This window comes from Massilia eburnea (assembly GCF_050709955.1).
Lineage (GTDB): Bacteria > Pseudomonadota > Gammaproteobacteria > Burkholderiales > Burkholderiaceae_D > Rugamonas > Rugamonas eburnea_A.
Genome location: NZ_JBNZFX010000005.1, coordinates 1 through 22,943 on the forward strand (window position 1 = coordinate 1; position 22,943 = coordinate 22,943).

A 22,943-nucleotide genomic window follows, 5' to 3' on the forward strand; every position below is an offset into this window, starting at 1 on the left:
GCTGATAATGCGCAGCATCCACGCCTGGAAGGCGCGCGACTGTGTCTGCGACAGGCGTACCTGCGCATCCTTGGCACTGGTCAGCGCCAGCACCTGCGGCGCCGCTATTGCGGCAGCGCACCCGGCCAGCAGGTGCAGCGTACTGCGGCGCTTCATTTTCCTGCTGCCTGCCATTCCAGTGGTTGCCAGGACACACCCTTGGCCGGTACGGACTTCAGCACCATGCGGTAAGGCGGGTATTTTTTCAGCGCCTGCAGACGCGGCACCAGGTGAACGTCGACCGCTCCGCGGAGCACCGGCTCGCGCTGGCTCGGCAAGGTGTTGAAGCTCTCTTGTTCGATCAGCTTGGCCAGCGACGCCGGCGCGATCAGGCCAACGGTGTGCTTGGCATCCGGCAGCAAATCCGAAGCGGCTGGCATTTCCTTGCGCTTCACGGCCAGCACCTGGTCGACCAGCTTGCCGTCCGCCGAGAACACCACGGTATTGCCGCTGATGGCCAGCGTCGGCGTGGTGTCTCCCTGCGCAGTGGAAACCGCACCGCTCCAGCGCAGTTCGCCCTTCTTGCCTTGTTTTTTCTGGACGCCCTTGCCATCGCGGATCGCGGCCTGGAACAGGCTTTCGAACAGCGCCTCATTGCCGCCGGCACGATTGGCGACAAACACCGGCGTGTGCAGGCGGGAGTTGCCGTACCAGCAGGCGGCCGCGGGACCACTCAATTCGGTCGCCAATGGCAGCACCGGCTGGCTGGTCTTGCCGCCTATGCTTTTCAGCACCGGCTGCAGGCTGGTCCAGTCGACTGGCAACGTGAAGCAGCTGCTTGGGTTGTAGGGCAGCGCGCTCCACAGCGCGCTGCTGTCATAGCCATCTTTCGGCAGTTTGGCCGCATCGAGCAGCACCTGCGAGCGCCAGGCGCCCTTGCTGAAATCGAAGCGCAGCGCTTCCAGGCCGCCGAAGAACGGCTGATAGCCGAAGGACAGGAAATCGGCCTTGATGGCGATACTGTGCCCGTCCTGCGCCGCTTTCTCGAAGTGGAACTGGTCGTGGAAGATTTTTTGCTGTGCAGTGTCTTTCGCCAGCAGCTTGCTGACCGTGGCTTGCGCCGTATCGTCGCTGTCCTTGCGATCGGCGCCATACAGCATGCCAGGGTGGGACAGGATCACCATGCGGTCGCCGTGTGCCGCGAACAGCAGGTTGCGCTGGTACGCGTAGTTCAATGCATACACCGGCACCTTGTCGCCATCGACGCGCAGTTCGCCCGCGATGGTGAGCTGCGTATCCTTCAGCGCCACTTTGCCCGCTTCTTCCAGCACGCGCGCCAGTTTTCCGCGCGAAACGGAGATCACGTAATGTTTGAGGGAGCCATCGGCATCGCGCCACATGGCGACTTCCGCCGGCTCGTCCAGCACCATGCGGATCAACTGGTCGCCCCAGCCCAGTTCATGTTCGTAGGCGATGCGGCGCAGGCTGCCCTTCAGCCCAAGGCGGTCTTCGGTCTGCTCGTAATAGAACAGGAAGTCCTCGCGCAGCACGTCGCGCGCCAACGGCACGGTCAGCAAATCACGCGGCAGGCTGGAAAGGCTTTTGGTGACGACCAGGGCGTCCGGTTTGGACAGGTCGATCTTCAGGCTATTGACGGGGCCATTCATGGCGCCCCAGCCAAAGGCCCGGTAGGCGAAAACGCCGCCGGCAACGACAACAACTGCCGCGGCGATTTTGGCCAGAGTCTTTTTGTTCATGGCGGGTCCAGCAAAGTTATATTAAATACAACGACGCCGAATTTTGCCACGGAGTAACCAAAAATGGCTAGCTAATTTCACCAATCGTGCGGGCGGATTGCAGTAATTGCTGGAGCGCCCTTGGTGCCAGCATATTCAGGAACCTGCTTCAGCGCAGCACTTACAACCTTTTCCAAGCGGTACAGCTTTTTCAGCTTCCCTTGCTGGAACATGAAAATGGTGTCATCCACCAAATGCATCATCTCCTTTGCGCGACAGCTTGCAGCGCGCCTGCAGCTCCTGATAGCGCACCATATGGTGCGCCATAAGGCGCTTCAAGCTACGCCGCTTGCGCTGGCACTCAACGCAACGCTTACAGTCGGCGTCGATGTAGAGGCCAAGCGTCTCGTACCAGTAGCGCTGCTCACGCGCATAGAAGATGAACGCACGGGAGCAATCGCGGCAGGTCTTCAGCATGTCCACGTCATATCCACGCGGATAAATTGTGTAGAACTGCGCGCTGACGTCGGCACGAATGGCAGTCTCAGGGAAAATATGCGCGCCACCGTAACGCCAGTACGATCCACGTACTTCCTGCTCCGTGAACTTGAGTTGCGGACGCGGCAGCTCACCGCGAAATCGCGGGTGCGGCACCAGCTTATCCACGTTTTACCTCGCAATAGCTGCACGCATCACGCTGCTCGAAAGTGATCGACACCGGCAGGAAGCGCGCGATGACTTCTGCGTTGGTGCGGGTATGCTGCGACAGCACGTCCATGGTGAAGCTGCCGCCGCCAGCCAGCGCCATCGGGACCAGCAACTGGTCGGCCAGATGTTCGCTGACCGCAGCACCCGATGCGATAAAGCGGCGGGCCTGCGCCACGGCATCGCGCGCCACTTCCTCTGCACGCCGCGCTTTTTCACCGAAAGCGACGAAGACTTCCGTCACATGTTCGTGATCCAGCGTGATCAGCAGCGCGTTGCCTGGGCCCCAGTTGTCCGGCAACGTCTTGAAACGCAGCTGGTCGCCGGACCAACCCATTGCGCTCGCTACACAATCCAGCTCGCGCTTCGCAACGCCTCCCGGCACGGCAGCGACCAGACTCTCTGCATACGCCTCGCGCCGTTCGCCGCGTGCTTCCAGCGTCAGCTGGCGCCATGCCGCCAACGGCTTCACGGTGGCCCGCACCGCACCGCCGCCCGCCGGATAAAATCCCGTGCGCTCCAGGACGAATTCAACTTGGGCACCCATGTCGGCCATGGCGCGGCCGTAGGCGCGCTGCAGGAATTCCGCCGGCGGCGCCTTGGAGTTATGGGTGCCGCCGCTGACGCGCACCACGGACTCGCCGGGGGCGTACAGCAGTGCCGGCACCACGGTCTGCAGCACCAGCGTCGAACTGCCGGCCGTACCGATCTGGAATTCATACACACCAGCCTTGATCGCACCCGGTACGAACGTCAGGCTGGTGGAGCCCAGCGCGTCACCTTCAACCTTCGCGCCGGAGATTTCCGCCGCCGCCTTGACCGAGGCAAGGTGCTGACGCATCAAGCCCGGCTTCGAGCGCTTGGCCCGGATATCCGAAATACGGAACGGCTGGCCAGTAATCATCGAGAGCGTCAGCGCCGTGCGCAGCACCTGGCCGCCGCCCTCCCCTTGGGATCCATCTATTTCAATCATTCTTTTTCTTATCCTTTAACGCATACCACCTGCTTCAGGGTATGCACAACTTCAACCAACTCTTCCTGCGCCTTCATGACAGCCTCGATGTCCTTGTAGGCCATCGGGATTTCGTCGATCACGCCTTCGTCCTTGCGGCACTCGACGCCTTCGGTTGCCTTCACCTGGTCTTCCAGAGAGAAGCGGCGCTTCGCCTCGTTACGGCTCATGGTACGGCCGGCACCGTGGCTGCAGCTGTTGAAGCTCTCCGGGTTGCCTTTACCGCGCACGATGAAGCTCTTCGCCCCCATCGACCCCGGAATGATCCCCAGCTCGCCTTCACGTGCCGACACCGCGCCTTTACGGGTCACCAGCACGTCCTTACCGAAGTGGCGCTCTTTCTGCACATAGTTGTGGTGGCAGTTCACTGCTTCCACGTGCGTCTGGAACGGCTTGGTGATGACGGTGCGCACGGAGGCGATCAGGTTTTGCATCATCACCTCACGGTTCATGCGGGCAAACTTCTGCGCCCAGCCCACCGCTTCCACGTAATCGTCATAGTGCTGGGTACCTTCTTCCAGGTAGGCCAGGTCCTTGTCCGGCAGGTTGGCGATATGGATCCGCATATCCTGCTGCGCCAGTTCGATGAAGTGGGAGCCGATTGCATTCCCCACGCCGCGCGAACCAGAGTGCAGCATGAACCACACCGAACCTTCTTCATCCAGGCACACTTCGACGAAGTGGTTACCGGAACCCAGGGTACCCAGGTGGCGATAGTTGTTGGTGTTCTTCAGCTTCGGCGTTTTCTGGCAGATCACGTCGAATTCGTCCTTCAACTGTCCCCATGCCACGTCCACGGCCGAAGGCGGGTTTTCCCACGACCCGCGGTCGCGGCCACGGAATTTCGGCGTCAAGCCGTGCGGGATCGCTTTTTCGATCGCGCTACGCAGTGGGCCCAGGTTATCCGGCAGGTCACGCGCATTCAGGGTGGTCTTGGCCGCCATCATCCCGCAGCCGATATCCACGCCGACTGCCGCCGGGATGATTGCACCCAGGGTCGGGATCACGCTACCGATAGTCGAACCTTTACCCAGGTGGACGTCCGGCATCACCGCAATATGCTTGTAAATGAAGGGCATCTTGGCGGTATTGGACAACTGCTGGCGCGCTTCCGATTCAACCGGCACACCCTTGGTCCACATCTTCACCGGGCTACCACCCGACACTTCCATTACTTCGAATTCTTTATCTTTCATCATAGTTCTCATCTTCTAACGATTAATCTGCGCCGACAAGGGTGGAGACCACGCCACTCCACACCGTGCGGCCTTTGCCGGGGAGCGACTCGGCATGCCAGCTGACGGTAGTGTGGCGGCGGCTGGTGGAAATACTCATCGCCGCGTTCACGCCGCCGTAGCTGCGTTTTACGGGTTTCCTGCCGACTGCGCCGGCGCTGATGGTCCAAGCCTTGATTTGTGGTTCCGCCATTTTGATCTCCTTTCGTCTGTACGTATCTCATCTATTGCAAGGGGCGTGCCAGCCTGCTAAGTCCTTGATAAATATAGATTCATGGAAATCAATGATTGTGGTAAATTATCTATAAAGATAAATATTTATCCAAAATGAAAAAGAAGATCGTCATCCTCGGATTCCTCGGCACGCAGCTGGACGGCGGGCCGCGTACCCCCGCGCGGTGGGAAAAATGGCGCCCCAGCATCTCCCTGCTGCAGCATGAAGACCTGGTCGTCGACCGTTTCGAGCTCTTGGCCAGCGCCCATCACGACAGCCTGGCACGGCAGGTTGCCGAAGATATGCACGCCATATCGCCGGAGACCGTCGTACAGCGCCACACGCTGCCGATCAGCGACTGGTGGGATTTCGAGGACGTCTACAGCCAGCTTTTCGATTTCGCGCGCAATTACCATTTCGATACCGAGAACGAGGAATACTGGATCCACATCACCACCGGCACCCACGTCGCGCAGATTTGCCTGTTCCTGATGACGGAAGCGCGCTATTTCCCCGGCCGCCTGCTGCAGACATCCCCGCCGCGCCGCGCGGCATCCGGTAAAACCGGCGATTACGTTTTGATCGACCTGGACCTGTCGCGCTACGACCAGATCGCGCAGCGCTTCTCCAATGCCCAACGCGAAGGTGTGGAATTCCTGAAGTCCGGCATCGCCACCCGCAACCTGCACTTCAACCTGCTGATCGACGAGATCGAACACGTGGCCGCGCGTTCGCGCGCCCCCATGCTGCTGATGGGACCTACCGGTGCGGGCAAGTCCTTCCTGGCGCGGCGCGTGTACGAATTGAAGAAGGCGCGCCACCTGGTCGACGGCGCTTTCGTTGAAATCAACTGCGCCACCCTGCATGGCGACGGTGCCGGCTCGACCCTGTTCGGCCACGTCAAAGGCGCCTTCACCGGCGCGGCATCGGACCGCCCCGGCTTGCTGCGTACCGCACACAAAGGCTTGCTGTTCCTCGACGAAATTGGCGAACTGGGACTGGACGAGCAAGCCATGCTGCTCAAGGCGGTCGAAGAGAAGCGTTTCCTGCCGATGGGCGGCGACCATGAGGTGCGCAGCGATTTCCAGCTGATCGCCGGCACCAACCGCGACCTGGCACGCGAAGTCGCGGCGGGCCGCTTCCGCGAAGACCTGTTCGCCCGGATCAACCTGTGGACTTATTCGCTGCCGGGCTTGGGCGACAGGCCGGAAGACATCGAGCCGAACCTGGACTACCTGCTGGCCCAGTTCGGCGCCGAAAACGGCGCCATGGTGCGTTTCAATTCCGAAGCACGCCAGCAGTACATGCGCTTTGCGGCGTCGCCCGACGCGCTATGGAACGGCAACTTCCGCGACCTGTCGGCTTCCGTCACCCGCATGGCAACCCTGGCCGATGCCGGTCGCATCACGGCGCCCATCGTCGCGGCGGAGGTAGGACGCCTGCAACGCCAATGGCGGCCGCTGGCGGAAGGCGTGAAGGCCACGGCGTCACTCGACGGATTGTTCGATGACGAAGCGCTCAAGCAGATCGACCTGTTCGACCGCATGCAACTGGAATCCGTGATCGCTATCTGCCGCCAGTCGAAAACCATGTCGGACGCCGGCCGCAAGCTGTTCGCTGCTTCGCGCCTTGGCAAGGCAAAGCCGAACGACGCCGACCGCCTGAAGAAATACCTGGCCCGCTTTGGCCTGGAGTGGGAGCAAATCAGCTAAATCTTGGCGCGCACGTGGCAGGTGTTGAAACGCTCGCCCTGCTCGAAACCGATTGTCACCGGCAGGAAATGGGTAATCACTTCCGCATTGGTGATCGCGTGTTGTGATACATGATCCAGCGTGTATGAGCCACCGCCTGCCAGCGCCATCGGCAGCATCAACTGGTCACCCAGGTACGCGCCCACCGCCGCGCCGGAAGACAGGTAGCGGCGCGCTTCCAATGCCGCCTCGCGCGCGACTGCCTCCGCGCGCACGCCACGGTCGCCGATGGCGGAGAATACCTCCGTCGCCCTTTCGCTTTCGACGGTCAACAAGATTGCGTTGCCCGGGCTGGCCGACGCCGGCGAGAGCACCTCGCGCAGTTGTTCGCCCTCCCATCCCAGCAAGTTCCGCACGGTCGCATACTGGCGCTGCGCCACCTGCGCCGGCAAGCGCGCCGCAATCGCTTGCGCGCTGGCCTGCTGTAAACCGCCCCGATCAAGCAAATCCAGGCGGCGCAGCTGTTTGCATGGCCACACATTGGCCGAGACGCTGCCGCCGCCGGCCGGGTAGAAGCCGTAACGTTCGATGTCAATCTCGATATTGGCCCCCATGGCCGCGAGCAGGCGGCAATAGGCCAGCTGCAAGAACTCTGCTGGAGGTGCCTTGGAATTATGTGTGCCGCCAGTCACCGTCACGACGGTGGGCTGCTCAGCAAACAGCAAGGCTGGGATAAGCGTTTGCAGTACCAGCGTGGTGCTGCCGGCAGTACCAATGTCGAAGTCGTACACGCCGCCGCTCACGCCGCCTGGAGCGAACTCCAACGAAGTCGAGCCGATTTCGGCGTGGGTGACGCTGGCGCTGCAGGCAATCGCCGCAGCGCGGACCGCCGACAGATGCTGGCGCCGCAAGCCGGGCGGCTGACGGTTGGCACGGATATTCCGGATACGGAAAGCCTGGCCGGTGATCATCGACAACGTCAGCGACGTGCGCAGGATCTGCCCGCCACCTTCGCCCGTCGAACCGTCCAGTTCAATCATCGCGCACCTCCCTGCCGGCATTATGCTGCCGGCATCGGGGAGGTGGCGCACGAACATCAGTAGGTGTTCAGTGCCTTCGAGAACTTGATCAGCCACAGGCGGCTTGGACGTTCGCGGTCGTCGCCACGCGCTACGCGGATGGTATTCGCCGCGTTGCAGCCGGCAGCGTTGCTGGTGATGATGGTGCCGCTTGCATCGACATTGCACTTGGTGACGTCGGCATCGGCCACCGCTTCACCGGAAGGTGTGAAGATCTTGGTCTTCAGGCCGAAGTCATTGTCATTGGCCAGTGCCAGCGTATTGCCGTCAACGATTGTCAGGCCTTCCGCTTTTTCTGCCAACCAGCCGATGGCGTTCAAATCCAGCAGCAGGGTTTTCTTCAGCGTCACCACCTTGGACCAGTCCGCGCCATTCACCAGTGCCGCACCCATCGAGCTCTTTTCCAGATCGGAGGTGGCCGGATTGAATGCGGTGGCATTGATGTCGGTCGCGCTGCCGATTTCCACCAGCATCAATTTGTTGAATACCTTGCCGCCTGGTGCTGCGCCTTGCTCGATCACGATGAACTTGCCGTTGCCCAGCGCGACCATGTCCCCCAGCTTGGCGTTGCCGGTGCGGCCGTCCGCGTAATCGGCGCCATTCAATGGGTAGGCGAACATGCGGCCAGTGGTACCGGTGACCGGATCAAACTCGATCCAGCGGGTGAAGCGAGCGAAGCGTTCCACCTGCTCGCTCTTGCCGGTCACCGAATACAGCGCACTGCCGTCGGTCAGCGGGCTTTGCAGGAAACCATGCAGTTTGTCGCTTGCGGTATCGAGTGCCATGCCTTCCATGCCGCGATTGGCGCGGCGCTTGGAGAAGATGGCGGGCAGGCCGCTGCCCGGCGCGTAGCGGGACTGGATCACACCGCTCGCGGCATCGATCTTCACGATGAAGGGACCGTATTCGTCGGACACCCACAAGGCATTGCGTTTCTTGTCGAATGCAATTGCTTCGGTATCCAGGCCATTCGCGCTGTATGCCGCCTTGCTCGCAACGTCGTATTTCATTGCGTCGAAGACCGGTACTTCGGCGGAATTGCCGAGCGAACCAGCGGGAATCGCCAGTCCGGAGCTGTTGGTGGACGTGGAAACCTTGATCGGCAACGTCGAGTTCAGCACAGCACCGGCCTTGCCGACCGTGATCACACCGATCGACGGCGTGAAGCTTGGCGAGGGGAAGATCTTGGCGCTCATGGTGCCGCTGCCGCCCGGATTCGGCACGTTGGGGCCATCGCCGTTCGGGCCGCGGTCAGTCAGGCCATAGAATTCCAGGTCGCCGCTGGCATTCGTTCCCTTGAATGCCAACGCCGAACCATAGGACGGCAGGAAGCCCAACGGGAAATCAGCCTTTACCTTGGCGTTGCCGCCTTCGTATGGAATATAGAAGCTGTTCGCAGCCTGCACCTGGTAGCGCGTCACAGTCACCGTGGCGGCAGCCTGGGTGAAGGTCTCCTGCAGCGGCGTGCCAACCTTGGAGGCCAGGGTATCTTCAAAGTGTTCGCGCACCAGTTGGCGGCGGTCGTCATCCACGCCACGGGCAGCATAGGCAGTGCCGGCGGCAACCAGGTTGGCAGCCATGGCCTTGTTGAAATCCGCAGCGGCGGCACCGAAATCGGCGGTCTTGCCCGCCAGCGCTGCCTTCACTTCGGCAGTGATCTTGATGCCGTTGGAAGGATCACTGTCTTCATCCAGCAGTTGCAGTGCCAGCAGGCGATTCACCACTTTGGCGTCCTTGACGTCGCTCACGCCAGCCAGTTGCAGCGGCGTGATGATCGATGCGCAAGCGGCGCTGCCCAAGGCAATGCCGCCCACGCTGAAGCTGACGTTGTCGCCTTCCTTGCAGGTGAACTCGCCCTTGGCGCCGGTAACTGCCTTGGCGGACGTGCCGGCCACATAATCCGCACCTTCCACCGCGCCGTCGACAAAGGTGCCGTTGACCGCCGGCTTGGCCGGTTCATTGCTGCCGCCACCGCCGCAAGCGGCAAGGGCAAGTGCGAGAGGAAGGAGCGACAGGGTTTTCATGTGGGCCTCAGGTGGCAAAAAAGGCCCAGCATAAACAGCCGAAGTGACAAGCTTATGACAAGCCGCCTACGCTTGCCTGACCAGTCCGGCCGGCGAACTCAACGCCAGCTGAACACGGTCAGCACATCGCCGTCAGGGAGCTGGCGATACGGCATCAGGCAATGCGCTCCGACGGGCAACGCCGGGCTGACCTGCTCCGTCACCGTCAGTCGCAAGAGCTGGCGTTCCAGGTCGATGCCACTGAACGCCAGCACATCGAAATCGAAAAAGCACCTTACTTCGTCGAACAGCGCCTTAAAGTAGCTTTCCTTGGCCGAGAATACCAGCGCGAGATAACTCTCCATTTTGATTTCGCCAGGCATCGATGCCAGCAGCTGGTATTCCTGTTCGGACACCGCTATCCCGACCACGTCGTTCCAGGCATTTGGTCCGATCGGACTTGCGATATCGATTCCCAGCCCACGGCATTGCGACGCCGGCACGGCCGCGGCAGCTGCCATGACGTCGCTATGCGAGATGCTGCCGCGGATGCCAGCCGGCCACAAAGGTTCGCGTGAGCCGCCGCTCAGCACCTGCACCCCGGAATGCCCAAGCGCGGCCAGCGCATGCTGTGCGCACAAACGGCCATGGAAATACTCCGCGCGCCGCTTTGCGACACTACGCTGGATGTTCTCTGGACAATGGATATCGTGGCGGTCGAAGCTCGCGTCATCAAACGATGCGCTGCTGAAATGCTGAAGGAAGATGCGGACTGGCGGTGCCGGATCAGGCGCGGCGGGGAGGTCGACGTCAATGAACATGCTGCCTTCCTACGACTAGACAAGCAAAAAAGCCCGACTGCAATTGCAGTCGGGCTTTCGAATTATTAGTCTGACGATGACCTACTTTCACACTGGTTGCAGCACTATCATCGGCGCACAGTCATTTCACGGTCCTGTTCGGGATGGGAAGGAGTGGGACTGACTTGCTATGGTCATCAGACTGACCGGTACTTGGTTCGCGCTGGGCGCGTCACCAGGAATATTTAGCTTGACGATAACCTACTTTCACACTGGTTGCAGCACTATCATCGGCGCAAAGTCGTTTCACGGTCCTGTTCGGGATGGGAAGGGGTGGTACCGACTTGCTATGGTCATCAAGCATGACTTGTGTGCAGCGCGCCTGGCGCGCTGCGCAATCTGGAAGAAGTAAAGTTGGGTATCTCAAACACAGGCAAGTGCTGTATAACCGGCAAGGTTATAGGGACAAGCCGTACGGGCAATTAGTATCAGTTAGCTTAATGCATTACTGCACTTCCACACCTGACCTATCAACGTCCTGGTCTCGAACGACCCTTCAAAGAGCTCAAGGCTCTGGGAAATCTCATCTTAAGGCAAGTTTCCCGCTTAGATGCTTTCAGCGGTTATCTCTTCCGAACTTAGCTACCCGGCAATGCCACTGGCGTGACAACCGGTACACCAGAGGTTCGTCCACTCCGGTCCTCTCGTACTAGGAGCAGCCCCCTTCAAATTTCCAACGCCCACGGCAGATAGGGACCAAACTGTCTCACGACGTTTTAAACCCAGCTCACGTACCACTTTAAATGGCGAACAGCCATACCCTTGGGACCGGCTACAGCCCCAGGATGTGATGAGCCGACATCGAGGTGCCAAACTCCCCCGTCGATATGAACTCTTGGGAGGAATCAGCCTGTTATCCCCAGAGTACCTTTTATCCGTTGAGCGATGGCCCTTCCATACAGAACCACCGGATCACTATGTCCTACTTTCGTACCTGCTCGACTTGTCGGTCTCGCAGTTAAGCACGCTTATGCCATTGCACTATTAGCACGATGTCCGACCGTACCTAGCGTACCTTCGAACTCCTCCGTTACACTTTGGGAGGAGACCGCCCCAGTCAAACTGCCTACCATGCACTGTCCCCGATCCGGATTACGGACCAAGGTTAGAACCTCAAACAAACCAGGGTGGTATTTCAAGGTTGGCTCCATAGGAACTGGCGTCCCTACTTCAAAGCCTCCCACCTATCCTACACAGATTGGTTCAAAGTCCAATGCAAAGCTACAGTAAAGGTTCATGGGGTCTTTCCGTCTAGCCGCGGGTAGATTGCATCATCACAAACACTTCAACTTCGCTGAGTCTCGGGAGGAGACAGTGTGGCCATCGTTACGCCATTCGTGCAGGTCGGAACTTACCCGACAAGGAATTTCGCTACCTTAGGACCGTTATAGTTACGGCCGCCGTTTACTGGGACTTCAATCAAGAGCTTGCACCCCATCATTTAATCTTCCAGCACCGGGCAGGCGTCACACCCTATACGTCCACTTTCGTGTTTGCAGAGTGCTGTGTTTTTATTAAACAGTCGCAGCCACCAGTTTATTGCAACCTTTTCGTCCTTCCACAGTAAAGTGGTCAAACTACCGAGGCGTACCTTATCCCGAAGTTACGGTACCAATTTGCCGAGTTCCTTCTCCCGAGTTCTCTCAAGCGCCTTAGAATACTCATCTCGCCCACCTGTGTCGGTTTGCGGTACGGTCTCGTATGACTGAAGCTTAGAGGCTTTTCTTGGAACCACTTCCGATTGCTTCGTGCACTAGTGCACTCGTCCCAGTCCCTTGAATTACGTGCCCGGATTTGCCTAAGCACCTTCTATGAACCAGAAACTGACTATTCCAACAGTCAGACAACCTTCCGCGATCCGTCCCCCCATCGCATCATACGACGGTGCAGGAATATTAACCTGCTTCCCATCAGCTACGCATCTCTGCCTCGCCTTAGGGGCCGACTCACCCTGCTCCGATGAACGTTGAACAGGAAACCTTGGGCTTACGGCGTGCGGGCTTTTCACCCGCATTATCGCTACTCATGTCAGCATTCGCACTTCTGATACCTCCAGCATCCTTCACAAGACACCTTCGCAGGCTTACAGAACGCTCTCCTACCATATCCTTGCGGATATCCGCAGCTTCGGTGACTGGCTTAGCCCCGTTACATCTTCCGCGCAGGACGACTCGATCAGTGAGCTATTACGCTTTCTTTAAATGATGGCTGCTTCTAAGCCAACATCCTGACTGTTTTAGCCTTCCCACTTCGTTTTCCACTTAGCCAATCTTTGGGACCTTAGCTGGCGGTCTGGGTTGTTTCCCTCTTGACACCGGACGTTAGCACCCGATGTCTGTCTCCCAAGCTCGCACTCAACGGTATTCGGAGTTTGCAATGGTTTGGTAAGTCGCGATGACCCCCTAGCCATAACAGTGCTCTACCCCCGTCGGTGATACTTGAGGCACTACCTAAATAGTTTTCGGAGAGAACCAGCTATTTCCAAGTTTGTTTAGCCTTTCACCCCTATCCACAGCTCATCCCCTAATTTTTCAACATTAGTGGGTTCGGTCCTCCAGTGCGTGTTACCGCACCTTCAACCTGGCCATGGATAGATCACTTGGTTTCGGGTCTACACCCAGCGACTAGCGCCCTATTCGGACTCGATTTCTCTACGGCTCCCCTAATTGGTTAACCTCGCCACTGAATGTAAGTCGCTGACCCATTATACAAAAGGTACGCAGTCACCCCTTGCGAGGCTCCTACTGTTTGTATGCACACGGTTTCAGGATCTATTTCACTCCCCTCCCGGGGTTCTTTTCGCCTTTCCCTCACGGTACTGGTTCACTATCGGTCGATTACGAGTATTTAGCCTTGGAGGATGGTCCCCCCATGTTCAGACAGGATTTCTCGTGTCCCGCCCTACTTGTCGTATGCTTAGTACCACCGCTCTGATTTCGCGTACGGGGCTATCACCCGCTATGGCGCCTATTTCCAGAGGCTTCCACTATCAGAACGACTATCACATACAGGCTCTTCCCATTTCGCTCGCCACTACTTTGGGAATCTCGGTTGATTTCTTTTCCTGCAGCTACTTAGATGTTTCAGTTCGCCGCGTTCGCTTTGCATACCTATGTATTCAGTATGCAATGACCTAAAAGGCCGGGTTTCCCCATTCGGAAATCTTCGGATCAATGCTTGTTTGTCAGCTCCCCGAAGCTTATCGCAGACTACTACGTCCTTCATCGCCTGTAATCGCCAAGGCATCCACCATGTGCACTTATTCACTTGTCCCTATAACCTTGACGGCTATAAGTTCAAGCACTTACTACTGTGTTTGATGAGTTTTACTACTACCCTAAGTGATATCTTTCGATATCGCTTAATAAAACTTTTACTTCTTCCAGATTGTTAAAGAACGATGAACATAAGAGTTCAAACCTAAGCGTCTGCGCTTACATTTGAAATCTTGGTGGAGGATGACGGGATCGAACCGACGACCCCCTGCTTGCAAAGCAGGTGCTCTCCCAGCTGAGCTAATCCCCCATATGTACTGCCAAGGGACTGGTAGGGCTGGTTGGGCTCGAACCAACGACCCCCGCGTTATCAACACGGTGCTCTAACCAGCTGAGCTACAGCCCCATTTGCTGTTCTTCGTATTACAACAGTCGATAAGTGTGAACGTTTGAGTCTGATGCCGACTCTAGAAAGGAGGTGATCCAGCCGCACCTTCCGATACGGCTACCTTGTTACGACTTCACCCCAGTCACGAATCCTACCGTGGTAAGCGCCCTCCCTTGCGGTTAAGCTACCTACTTCTGGTAAAACCCGCTCCCATGGTGTGACGGGCGGTGTGTACAAGACCCGGGAACGTATTCACCGCGACATGCTGATCCGCGATTACTAGCGATTCCAACTTCATGTAGTCGAGTTGCAGACTACAATCCGGACTACGATACACTTTCTGGGATTAGCTCCCCCTCGCGGGTTGGCGGCCCTCTGTATGTACCATTGTATGACGTGTGAAGCCCTACCCATAAGGGCCATGAGGACTTGACGTCATCCCCACCTTCCTCCGGTTTGTCACCGGCAGTCTCATTAGAGTGCTCTTGCGTAGCAACTAATGACAAGGGTTGCGCTCGTTGCGGGACTTAACCCAACATCTCACGACACGAGCTGACGACAGCCATGCAGCACCTGTGTGATGGTTCTCTTTCGAGCACTCCCAAATCTCTCCGGGATTCCATCCATGTCAAGGGTAGGTAAGGTTTTTCGCGTTGCATCGAATTAATCCACATCATCCACCGCTTGTGCGGGTCCCCGTCAATTCCTTTGAGTTTTAATCTTGCGACCGTACTCCCCAGGCGGTCTACTTCACGCGTTAGCTGCGTTACTAAGTCAATTAAGACCCAACAACTAGTAGACATCGTTTAGGGCGTGGACTACCAGGGTATCTAATCCTGTTTGCTCCCCACGCTTTCGTGCATGAGCGTCAGTTTTGACCCAGGGGGCTGCCTTCGCCATCGGTGTTCCTCCACATCTCTACGCATTTCACTGCTACACGTGGAATTCTACCCCCCTCTGCCAAACTCTAGCCTCGCAGTCTCCATCGCCATTCCCAGGTTAAGCCCGGGGATTTCACGACAGACTTACGAAACCGCCTGCGCACGCTTTACGCCCAGTAATTCCGATTAACGCTTGCACCCTACGTATTACCGCGGCTGCTGGCACGTAGTTAGCCGGTGCTTATTCTTCAGGTACCGTCAGCAGCTGTGGATATTAGCCACAGCCTTTTCTTCCCTGACAAAAGAGCTTTACAACCCGAAGGCCTTCTTCACTCACGCGGCATTGCTGGATCAGGGTTGCCCCCATTGTCCAAAATTCCCCACTGCTGCCTCCCGTAGGAGTCTGGACCGTGTCTCAGTTCCAGTGTGGCTGGTCGTCCTCTCAGACCAGCTACTGATCGTTGCCTTGGTGGGCCTTTACCCCACCAACTAGCTAATCAGATATCGGCCGCTCCAGGAGCACAAGGTCTTGCGATCCCCTGCTTTCATCCTTAGATCGTATGCGGTATTAGCGTAACTTTCGCTACGTTATCCCCCACTCTTGGGTACGTTCCGATATATTACTCACCCGTTCGCCACTCGCCGCCAGGCCGAAGCCCGCGCTGCCGTTCGACTTGCATGTGTAAAGCATGCCGCCAGCGTTCAATCTGAGCCAGGATCAAACTCTTCAGTTTAATCTCTGTTTTTCCGATACTGCTATCGGAGGTCACTCACTCAAAATACTGACGAATCTCTCTCGAGATTACGTTTAATATATTTTGTGCGAGCGTTACAACTAATATTTTGAGCATCGAGCCATAAAGGCTCGGGCATATTCGTCAAACGCCCACACTTATCGACTGTTGATTTTTAAAGATCGCTGCCTTGTTTGTTCGACGAAGCGTTGTGTTCGTCAGCAGCAGAGAAGCGAGATTATGCGGTACAGCGTGCAACTCGTCAACCCCTTCTTTTTCTCGTTTCGCTCTACTGATTTATCAGTGCTGCGTTGCGAGGGACAGAACTATAACCAAACGTCTGGCGTTTTGCAAGCGAATAGTTCGCCATCACGACTACGCAAGCGATCCAGGCCGACCACAATGTGTGCGTGAGGAAGTGTGCGCCGCGCAGTTGCTGTATGAATCCGACGCCCAGTGCGAATGCCATCATCAATGCCCCGACTCCCAGCGCCTTGCGCGGTTGCTCCGGCCACCAGAAGGCCGACAGCGCGATCAACCATAGCGCGCTGGAAGCATGTCCGCCAGGCAGGCAGTGGCCAGGGTCGACTCCGGCCGGCATCAATTCCAGCAAGCGTATATATGGGGCGTGACCGCCGTAGCGTTCCAGGTCCCACGGGCAGTGCGAGGTACTGGCCCGCTTCAGCAGGCTAACTACCACCGGCACACTGATAGCCGACATGCCTAGTACGCGCATGCCCAGCCGCCGCGCAGGCGTCCAATGCGTGCGCGGCCGCCAGGTATCCCACAAGGCCATTACTACAGCGGCACCCGCCAGGCATGACAGCAGGGCTTTGAGAATCACATGATTGAATTGTTCGGCAAACCAGGCATGCTGCCAAGGGAATACGCCACGTGCATGGTCGTACACCATGTCGGCCAGGCGCACATCAACATCAGTACACTGGCCAAGCCACAGGATCAGGGCGGCCGACGCTGACAGCGCCAGCACGCCCCGGGAATTCTTAAGCATCATCAATACACGCATGGAACATATCTAACTTGGGGTTGTAAACCGCAGTACTCACATTCAGCATGCCTAGCGTGGAATGGAATACGTTATCGTGCGAGAACGGCTGGCTGCTGCGTGCAGCGAGACAGTTCCGGTCGACATGGAAGCGCTGGCTGAAGCTGTCCGACATCCACAGCATCATCGGCACCTTGCGCTGCTCTTCCGGCGAGAAGATATATGGGGCGCCGTGCAGGTACATATTCTTCTCGCCCAGCGATTCGCCATGGTCGGAGAAATACAGCATCGAGGCCGGCACCCCGGCCTCTTTCAGCGCCTTGATCGTCTTATCAAGGAAATAGTCGGTGTACAGGATGGTGTTGTCGTAGGCCGCAGTGATTTGTGCGCGCGAGCACTGCTCCAGTTCATTCGTCTGGCATACGGGGCCGAACTTCTTGAATTCATCCGGATAGCGCTTCCAGTAAGCCGGACCATGGCTGCCTTTCTGGTGCAGCACGATCACCAGGTCCTTCTTGGCATTGCGGATCAGGTCCGGCAAGCCTTCGAGCAGGTGCTCATCGAAGCATTCTTCGGAATTGCAAAGCGAATTTCCGACGACAGGCTTGGACATGTCTTCGTAACGCACGCGGGCGCACACGCCCTTGCATCCGGAATTGTTATCGCGCCAGATAACTTCCAGCCCGGCGTGCTGCAGCACATCCAGCAAACCCTCCTTGCTGCTCGCCTTATCTTCCGAATACCCTTCACGCGTAAGATCGGAGAACACGCAGGGGACCGAAATTGCGGTGGCCGTGCCGCAAGAGCTCACATTATTGAAGTTGACCAGCGACTGCACCTGCGCCAGCCGCGGGTTGGTTTCGCGCTCATAGCCGTTCAGCGAGAAGTTCATGGCACGCGCAGTTTCGCCAACCACGATGACGGTCACCGAACGCTGGCTGTTGCCGGCTGCCGCCCACAGGCTGCCCCGGGCGGCATCCGTGCCGAGAGGCGCGATCACCAACGCAGTCGCCCATTTTCGTTTGAGGTAGCCGTTCGTGGCCTGGAACACATTGGTCGGCGTCAGCATGAAGCGCAATTCACGATGCTCACGAATGGCCGGTGCCAGGGTTTTGAACAACACGAACAACAAGCCGATGGCAAGCAGCAGCGAGGCGGCAACCAGGCCGGAATTGACCAGCACTTCGCGGCGCAGGGAGCCATAGCGCACCGGCAAACGCCAGACCAGCCAGGACGGGACCACCCCTAGCAGCAACACCGATTGCACCAGCTTCCAGCTAAACAGCTCGCCCGCCTCGCGCACATCGGTTTCCACCACGTTCTGCACCATGGAAGCATCTACCACGATGCCGTACTGGGACATGAAATAGGCCGTCAACGAAGACAACAGCAGCAGCGCTATCACAACGGGCTTGAACAGGCGGCGGAAGTTCACCAGCGCCAGCACCCCACTGAAAATCAGGACCAGCAGCAAGGCGGAGCCAAGATAGAGCAGCAGGTTGGAGACCTGGAAGCCGCCGGTAGCCGATACAAAGCTCTTCCAGAAGCTGATGTTATATATCAGGACCAGGAAGGAGGCAGTGGCAAGCGGAAGGTAGGCAGAGTGAATGCGCGGAAATTTCATCCTCGCACGATAGCTTGCGGCCGGTAAAGGCCACGTAAAGGCGGCGTTAAGATTGCGTTAAATCGGCGGGAAGCTGATAGAGAAACGGGTGCCGCCGCCTTCGCGTTGCTGAACGTGCAACTCTGCGCCAAGATAGGTGCAGATGCGCTGTACCAACCCCAGGCCGAGGCCAGTACCCGATGAGGCACCATCGCCGTCCGGGGTGGATTCGCCGCGCAGGCGCGCCATTGCCGCCGCGGGCAAGCCTGGTCCGGTATCTTCCACAACGATCGAGCGCGACTCCAGGCGCAGCGCCACTTCGCCCTGCTCGGTGTAGGCGCAGGCGTTGCGCAGCAGGTTGCTGATCGCTGCCTGCAATAGTTCGCGCGAGCCATGAACAGTGAAGTCGGCGCCTTCCAGGTAGCGCAAGGTGACTGGCTTGCCGGCCACCAGCGGCTGACAGCGGGCCGCCTCGTATCTCGCCAGCTCGGCTACCGACTGCGGCGGCGCTTCCAGTCCTTGCGGCAAACGGGCCAGGCGAAGCAGCACACTGGCCACGTCGCTGGCCTCGCGCGCAGCGCGGTAAATGCGCTCGGCCGGCGCCTGCAGCGCGGGTTCGCCCTCGGTGTTCGCGATCAACACTTCCGCCGCACCGCTGATCACGGTCAAGGGCGTGCGCAGTTCATGGCTTACATCGCCGGTGAAGAAGCGTTCGCGGTCGAGGAATTGCTTGAGTTCTCCGGTGCGGCTGGCAAAGGCACGCGCCAGCATACCCAGTTCGTCGTCACGCTCAAGGCAAGGCAACTCGTCCTGGCGCTCCTCGACCGCCCGCGACAGCAACGTAATCGGCGTGACAATGCGGTTGGCAAGGAAGCGCGCCAGCATCAGGGAACAGGCAACGAAAGTCAGGAAACCTGCCGCGAACATGGAATACACGACGATCTCGATCTTTTCGTATTCGCTATTGTGGTCCACCACAACGAACTCGCCGTGCCCGTCATTCCCTGCCAGCACATGCAGGTCGGTTCCATCGACCGTGATTTCGCCGACTCCGTGCGGCAAGCCGCGCAGCGAACGGGGAATATCGGCGCCCTGGTGGAATGACAAGCCGGCCGGCATCTGCACCGGCATGCCGCCGATATGGCGCGGTGCAGCCCACAAGGCCACTTCTTCCAGGCGTTCGTCGACCAGTTTCTCCTCGATGCCTTCCACTGCCAGCGCAGCAATAATGGCAAACACTGCGGATACCGCAATCGCAAAGGTCATGTAGGCGCCGACGATGCGGCGGCGCAGGGAATCAGGTTTCTTCATCTGAGATCACCAGCTTGTAACCGATGCCCGGGATGGTGCGCAGCATGGCAAAAGGATAAGGCTTGTCCAAGGCCTGGCGCAGCGCATGAATGTGGGTGCGCAGGGCATCGCTGTCCGGACGGTCGTCGCCCCACACATCATGTTCCAGCGCATCGCGCGGGACGATGCGCGGCGCTTCCTTCATCAGGCTTTTGAGGATGGTGTAGCCGGTGCGGGTCAGAGCCAGGTGGCGGCCGGCACGGCGTACTTCGTAATTGACGGTGTCGAAAGTCAAGTCGCCGAACTGCAGCACCGGCGTTGCGGCCTGTGCACCGCGCGCGCGGCGCACCAGGGCGCGCAACCGGATTTCCAGCTCCACCAGGGAAAAAGGCTTGACCAGGTAGTCGTCGGCGCCGCTCTCGAAGCCGGCCACCTTGTCCTCCAGCGTGTCGCGTGCGGTCAGCATCAACACCGGAGTGGCCTTGCCCAGCTCACCGCGCAGCTTGCGGCACAATTCCATGCCATTCAGGCCTGGCAGCATCACGTCCAGTACCACGGCGTCGTACTCATGCTCGGTGGCCAGCGCCAGCCCACCGTAACCATTGGCGGCCGTATCCAGTACGTATCCTTTAGGCTCAAGGAAGCCGTACAGGTTGGCGACAATATCCTTATTGTCTTCAATGATAAGTATGCGCATACGGGCATTATAATTCCGCGATGACTATCCCACACATCACCCCACTTAAAGACGAAGCCCTCGCGGCCCAACTGGATCGCGCCATCAATAACAAGACCAAGCCGCTGGGCAGCCTGGGGGCGCTGGAGGGACTGGCACACCAGGTCGGCATGATCCAGCAGACCACCAGCCCTCAGCTGCGTGATCCGGCGATCCTGGTGTTCGCGGGCGACCACGGCGTGGTGGCGGAAGGCATCTCCGCCTTCCCGCAGGACGTGACCTGGCAGATGGTGGAGAATTTCCTGGCCGGCGGCGCCGCCATCAACGTCTTCGCGCGCCAGAATGGCTGTGCACTGCGAGTCGTGGATGCGGGCGTCAAGCATGACTTCGGGCCGCGTGAAGGCCTGGTCAACCGCAAGATCGCGCCGGGCACCGCCAATTTTGCGCAGCAGCCGGCCATGTCGGTGCAGCAGTGCATGGAAGCGATCGAATGCGGCATGGACCTGGTGGCTGAACTGCCGAGCAATGTGCTCGGATTCGGCGAAATGGGAATTGGTAATACCACGGCTGCGGCAGCCCTGATGCATCGCCTGACCGGCATTCCGGTGGCGGATTGCGTCGGCGCCGGCACCGGCCTGGCACCGGAAGGCATACTGCACAAGCAGCGTGTGATCGAAGCGGCCATGGCGCTGCACGCCGACGCCCAGGGCGGCCTGCAGGCATTGGCGACCTTCGGCGGACTGGAAATCGCCATGATGGCCGGCGCAATGCTGAAGGCAGCCGAACGCCGCATGGTCCTGCTGATCGACGGCTTTATCGTCACCAGCGCCCTGCTGGTAGCGTCCCGCATACAACCGGCGGTGCTGGATTACTGCGTGTTCTCGCACTGCTCGGACGAAAATGGCCACAAGCGCATGCTGGACTTCCTCGGCGGCCGCCCGCTGCTGAACCTGGGCCTGCGCCTGGGCGAGGGTACCGGTGCCGCGCTGGCCATGCCGCTGCTGCAAGCGGCCGTCAACTTCCTGAACCAGATGGCGACTTTCGAGTCGGCCCAGGTCAGCGAGAAGGCCGAGTAGGCGCCCATGCAGCAGTTGCGCCTCTTCTTCATCGCACTGCAATTCTTCACGCGATTGCCGATTCCCCGCTGGGTCGGTTTCGAGCCGGCTTGGCTGCACCATGCCTCGCGCTACTTCCCTGCGGTGGGACTGGTGGTGGCGGCAATTGCGGGCGGAGTGTACGCGGCGGCGGCACTGGTGCTGCCGCCGCCGGTGGCCGTCCTGCTCTCCACCGCGGCCGGCATTTATGCCACCGGCGCTTTCCACGAAGACGGGTTTGCCGATAGCTGCGACGGGCTGGGTGGCGGCCACACGCGTGAGCGCGTGCTGGAAATCATGAAGGATTCGCGCATCGGCGCCTATGGAGCCATCGGTATCGGCCTGATGCTGGCGACCAAGGTTGCGACCCTGGCCAGCATGCCGAAACTGGCGGTACTGGGCGCGCTGCTGGCTGCGCATCCCTTGTCGCGCCTCATGGCTTGCTCCCTGATCTGGCGCATGGAGTATGCCCGCGCCGAAGGCAAGGCCAAGCCGCTGGCGCAGGAAATGCGCAGCGGCGAATTCGCCATAGCGGCGCTGACAGCGGTCCTGTCCGCCGCGGGCTCCGTGGCCCTGGGCTGGCTGCCGCTTGCCGCACTGGGCGCCGGCCTGGCAGGCATGTTGCTGGCGACGTTTTGGCTGGCACGCAAGCTCCAGCAGCGCCTGGGGGGCTATACCGGCGACTGCCTCGGCGCCATCCAGCAATTGACCGAAGCCGTGTTCTACCTCGGCGCGCTGGCCTGCATGTGGAACTGATCCTCGTCCGCCACCCCCAGCCCGATGTCGGGCCCGGCGTGTGCTATGGCAGCAGCGATATCCCGGCTGCGGCGGACGCTCTCGCCGCCGGCCACGCCGCCTTGGCGCCGCAACTGGCCGGCGCCTTCGCGCGCGGCTACCGCCTGTATTCCAGCCCTCTGCGGCGCTGCACAGCCCTGGCCTCGCTGCTGGGCGCCTTCACGCCCGACGCGCGGCTGGTGGAAATGAACTTCGGCGACTGGGAGCTGCGCAGCTGGCACGACGTGGCATGCGCCGAGGTCGACGCCTGGGCCTCCGACCTGCTCGATTACCGCCCCGGCGGCGGCGAAACCGTGCGCGAAGTGGCCGGCCGCGTGCAATCCTTCCTCGACGACCTGCGCTCCGACGCCATCGTCGTCTGCCATGCCGGCACCATGCGCCTGATGGCTGCCATGGCCGCCGGCGAGCCCCTGCAACAGGCGGCCGCCAAGCCAAACCACATCAAGTATTGCGAGGTCCTTCGCTTGTCCTGGCCCGCCAAGTCCGTATAATGGCGGGGTTTTGGTGCCCGCAATCGAATTCTCGAATGCAGTTAAACGGGAAACACGGCGCTGTCCCTGACAGCCAACGTGTGCTGCCCCCGCAACGGTAAGCAAGTGCCGCCTTCAGTGTGCGGTAGCGACCTCCCGGCCACTGTGCGAAAGCATGGGAAGGCCAGGCCGCCAGACTTGCCAGCCCGGATACCGGCCAGACCAGGTGGGAACGCGCCCAACGCCCGTTCCTGTTCATGCCGGCTTACGGGGACGT

17 protein-coding genes, 2 tRNA genes, 4 rRNA genes and 1 riboswitch are annotated in these 22,943 nt (G+C 59.4%); of the genes, 4 read left to right on the top strand and 19 right to left on the bottom strand.

Going from position 1 to position 22,943, the window contains the following annotated elements; all coding sequences use genetic code 11:
• Window positions 1-152: 152 nt before the first annotated feature.
• From ACQ4MM_RS04865 to ACQ4MM_RS04890, 6 genes are all read right to left on the bottom strand, one after another.
• Window positions 153-1,736: a DUF2138 family protein gene (locus tag ACQ4MM_RS04865; protein WP_431476332.1), complete on the bottom strand. Its 1,584-nt coding sequence runs from the start codon at window positions 1,734-1,736 to the stop codon at window positions 153-155.
• Between the two features lie 77 nt (window positions 1,737-1,813).
• Window positions 1,814-1,966, bottom strand: a complete 153-nt coding sequence (locus ACQ4MM_RS04870; protein ID WP_431476333.1) for a hypothetical protein — start codon at window positions 1,964-1,966, stop codon at window positions 1,814-1,816.
• Complete coding sequence (locus ACQ4MM_RS04875) at window positions 1,959-2,381, bottom strand: zinc-ribbon domain containing protein (RefSeq protein ID WP_431476334.1); 423 nt, start codon at window positions 2,379-2,381, stop codon at window positions 1,959-1,961. The genes ACQ4MM_RS04870 and ACQ4MM_RS04875 overlap by 8 nt, the downstream gene beginning before the upstream one ends.
• The gene (rtcA, locus tag ACQ4MM_RS04880) at window positions 2,374-3,393 is read right to left on the bottom strand and encodes an RNA 3'-terminal phosphate cyclase (RefSeq protein ID WP_431476335.1); all 1,020 of its coding nucleotides are present in this window, start codon (window positions 3,391-3,393) and stop codon (window positions 2,374-2,376) included. Before rtcA (ACQ4MM_RS04880) ends, ACQ4MM_RS04875 begins: the two co-directional genes overlap by 8 nt.
• A gap of 8 nt (window positions 3,394-3,401) precedes the next feature.
• The gene (locus tag ACQ4MM_RS04885; RefSeq protein WP_431476443.1) at window positions 3,402-4,628 is read right to left on the bottom strand and encodes an RtcB family protein; all 1,227 of its coding nucleotides are present in this window, start codon (window positions 4,626-4,628) and stop codon (window positions 3,402-3,404) included.
• A 22-nt stretch (window positions 4,629-4,650) separates the two neighbouring features.
• The gene (locus ACQ4MM_RS04890) at window positions 4,651-4,860 is read right to left on the bottom strand and encodes a hypothetical protein (protein WP_431476336.1); all 210 of its coding nucleotides are present in this window, start codon (window positions 4,858-4,860) and stop codon (window positions 4,651-4,653) included.
• 134 nt (window positions 4,861-4,994) lie between these two features.
• On the opposite strand from ACQ4MM_RS04890, the gene rtcR reads away from it, so the two are divergent.
• On the top strand, window positions 4,995-6,593 hold the full coding sequence (gene rtcR, locus ACQ4MM_RS04895) for an RNA repair transcriptional activator RtcR (protein ID WP_431476337.1): 1,599 nt from the start codon (window positions 4,995-4,997) through the stop codon (window positions 6,591-6,593).
• Here the strand turns inward: rtcR and rtcA (ACQ4MM_RS04900) are convergent.
• From rtcA (ACQ4MM_RS04900) to ACQ4MM_RS04960, 13 genes are all read right to left on the bottom strand, one after another.
• Window positions 6,590-7,612 (bottom strand): RNA 3'-terminal phosphate cyclase, encoded by a 1,023-nt coding sequence (rtcA, locus tag ACQ4MM_RS04900; RefSeq protein ID WP_431476338.1) that lies wholly within the window; start codon window positions 7,610-7,612, stop codon window positions 6,590-6,592. The genes rtcR and rtcA (ACQ4MM_RS04900) overlap by 4 nt on opposite strands.
• A 56-nt stretch (window positions 7,613-7,668) precedes the next feature.
• Complete coding sequence (locus tag ACQ4MM_RS04905; protein ID WP_431476339.1) at window positions 7,669-9,675, bottom strand: esterase-like activity of phytase family protein; 2,007 nt, start codon at window positions 9,673-9,675, stop codon at window positions 7,669-7,671.
• Window positions 9,676-9,773: 98 nt separating this feature from the next.
• Window positions 9,774-10,475, bottom strand: coding sequence for a 4'-phosphopantetheinyl transferase family protein (locus ACQ4MM_RS04910; protein WP_431476340.1), 702 nt, complete (start codon window positions 10,473-10,475; stop codon window positions 9,774-9,776).
• Window positions 10,476-10,543: 68 nt separating this feature from the next.
• Window positions 10,544-10,656: ribosomal RNA gene (gene rrf / locus ACQ4MM_RS04915) — 5S ribosomal RNA — on the bottom strand.
• Between the two features lie 46 nt (window positions 10,657-10,702).
• Window positions 10,703-10,815 (bottom strand): 5S ribosomal RNA (gene rrf, locus ACQ4MM_RS04920).
• A 100-nt stretch (window positions 10,816-10,915) separates the two neighbouring features.
• Window positions 10,916-13,787, bottom strand: a 23S ribosomal RNA gene (locus ACQ4MM_RS04925).
• 176 nt (window positions 13,788-13,963) lie between these two features.
• Window positions 13,964-14,039, bottom strand: a tRNA-Ala gene (locus ACQ4MM_RS04930).
• Window positions 14,040-14,058: 19 nt separating this feature from the next.
• Window positions 14,059-14,135, bottom strand: a tRNA-Ile gene (locus ACQ4MM_RS04935).
• 65 nt (window positions 14,136-14,200) lie between these two features.
• Window positions 14,201-15,732, bottom strand: a 16S ribosomal RNA gene (locus ACQ4MM_RS04940).
• The 16S, 23S and 5S rRNA genes sit together here with 2 tRNA genes alongside, the layout of an rRNA operon.
• A gap of 289 nt (window positions 15,733-16,021) precedes the next feature.
• A complete protein-coding gene (locus ACQ4MM_RS04945; protein ID WP_431476341.1) occupies window positions 16,022-16,747 on the bottom strand; it encodes a phosphatase PAP2 family protein in 726 nt (241 codons plus the stop codon).
• Window positions 16,737-18,362, bottom strand: coding sequence for a phosphoethanolamine transferase (locus tag ACQ4MM_RS04950; RefSeq protein WP_431476342.1), 1,626 nt, complete (start codon window positions 18,360-18,362; stop codon window positions 16,737-16,739). Before ACQ4MM_RS04950 ends, ACQ4MM_RS04945 begins: the two co-directional genes overlap by 11 nt.
• Window positions 18,363-18,419: 57 nt before the next feature.
• Window positions 18,420-19,652 carry a sensor histidine kinase gene (locus ACQ4MM_RS04955; protein WP_431476343.1) on the bottom strand — a complete coding sequence of 411 codons (1,233 nt, stop codon included), beginning with the start codon at window positions 19,650-19,652 and terminating at the stop codon, window positions 18,420-18,422.
• Window positions 19,639-20,328 (bottom strand): response regulator transcription factor, encoded by a 690-nt coding sequence (locus ACQ4MM_RS04960; protein WP_431476344.1) that lies wholly within the window; start codon window positions 20,326-20,328, stop codon window positions 19,639-19,641. Before ACQ4MM_RS04960 ends, ACQ4MM_RS04955 begins: the two co-directional genes overlap by 14 nt.
• Before the next feature lie 20 nt (window positions 20,329-20,348).
• Between ACQ4MM_RS04960 and cobT the strand changes: the two genes are divergently transcribed.
• From cobT to ACQ4MM_RS04975, 3 genes are all read left to right on the top strand, one after another.
• On the top strand, window positions 20,349-21,383 hold the full coding sequence (gene cobT / locus ACQ4MM_RS04965) for a nicotinate-nucleotide--dimethylbenzimidazole phosphoribosyltransferase (RefSeq protein WP_431476345.1): 1,035 nt from the start codon (window positions 20,349-20,351) through the stop codon (window positions 21,381-21,383).
• Between the two features lie 6 nt (window positions 21,384-21,389).
• Complete coding sequence (locus tag ACQ4MM_RS04970) at window positions 21,390-22,157, top strand: adenosylcobinamide-GDP ribazoletransferase (RefSeq protein ID WP_431476346.1); 768 nt, start codon at window positions 21,390-21,392, stop codon at window positions 22,155-22,157.
• Window positions 22,148-22,687 (top strand): histidine phosphatase family protein, encoded by a 540-nt coding sequence (locus ACQ4MM_RS04975; protein WP_431476347.1) that lies wholly within the window; start codon window positions 22,148-22,150, stop codon window positions 22,685-22,687. The genes ACQ4MM_RS04970 and ACQ4MM_RS04975 overlap by 10 nt, the downstream gene beginning before the upstream one ends.
• Window positions 22,682-22,902, top strand: a riboswitch (cobalamin riboswitch). (Overlaps the previous gene by 6 nt.)
• Window positions 22,903-22,943 lie beyond the last annotated feature (41 nt).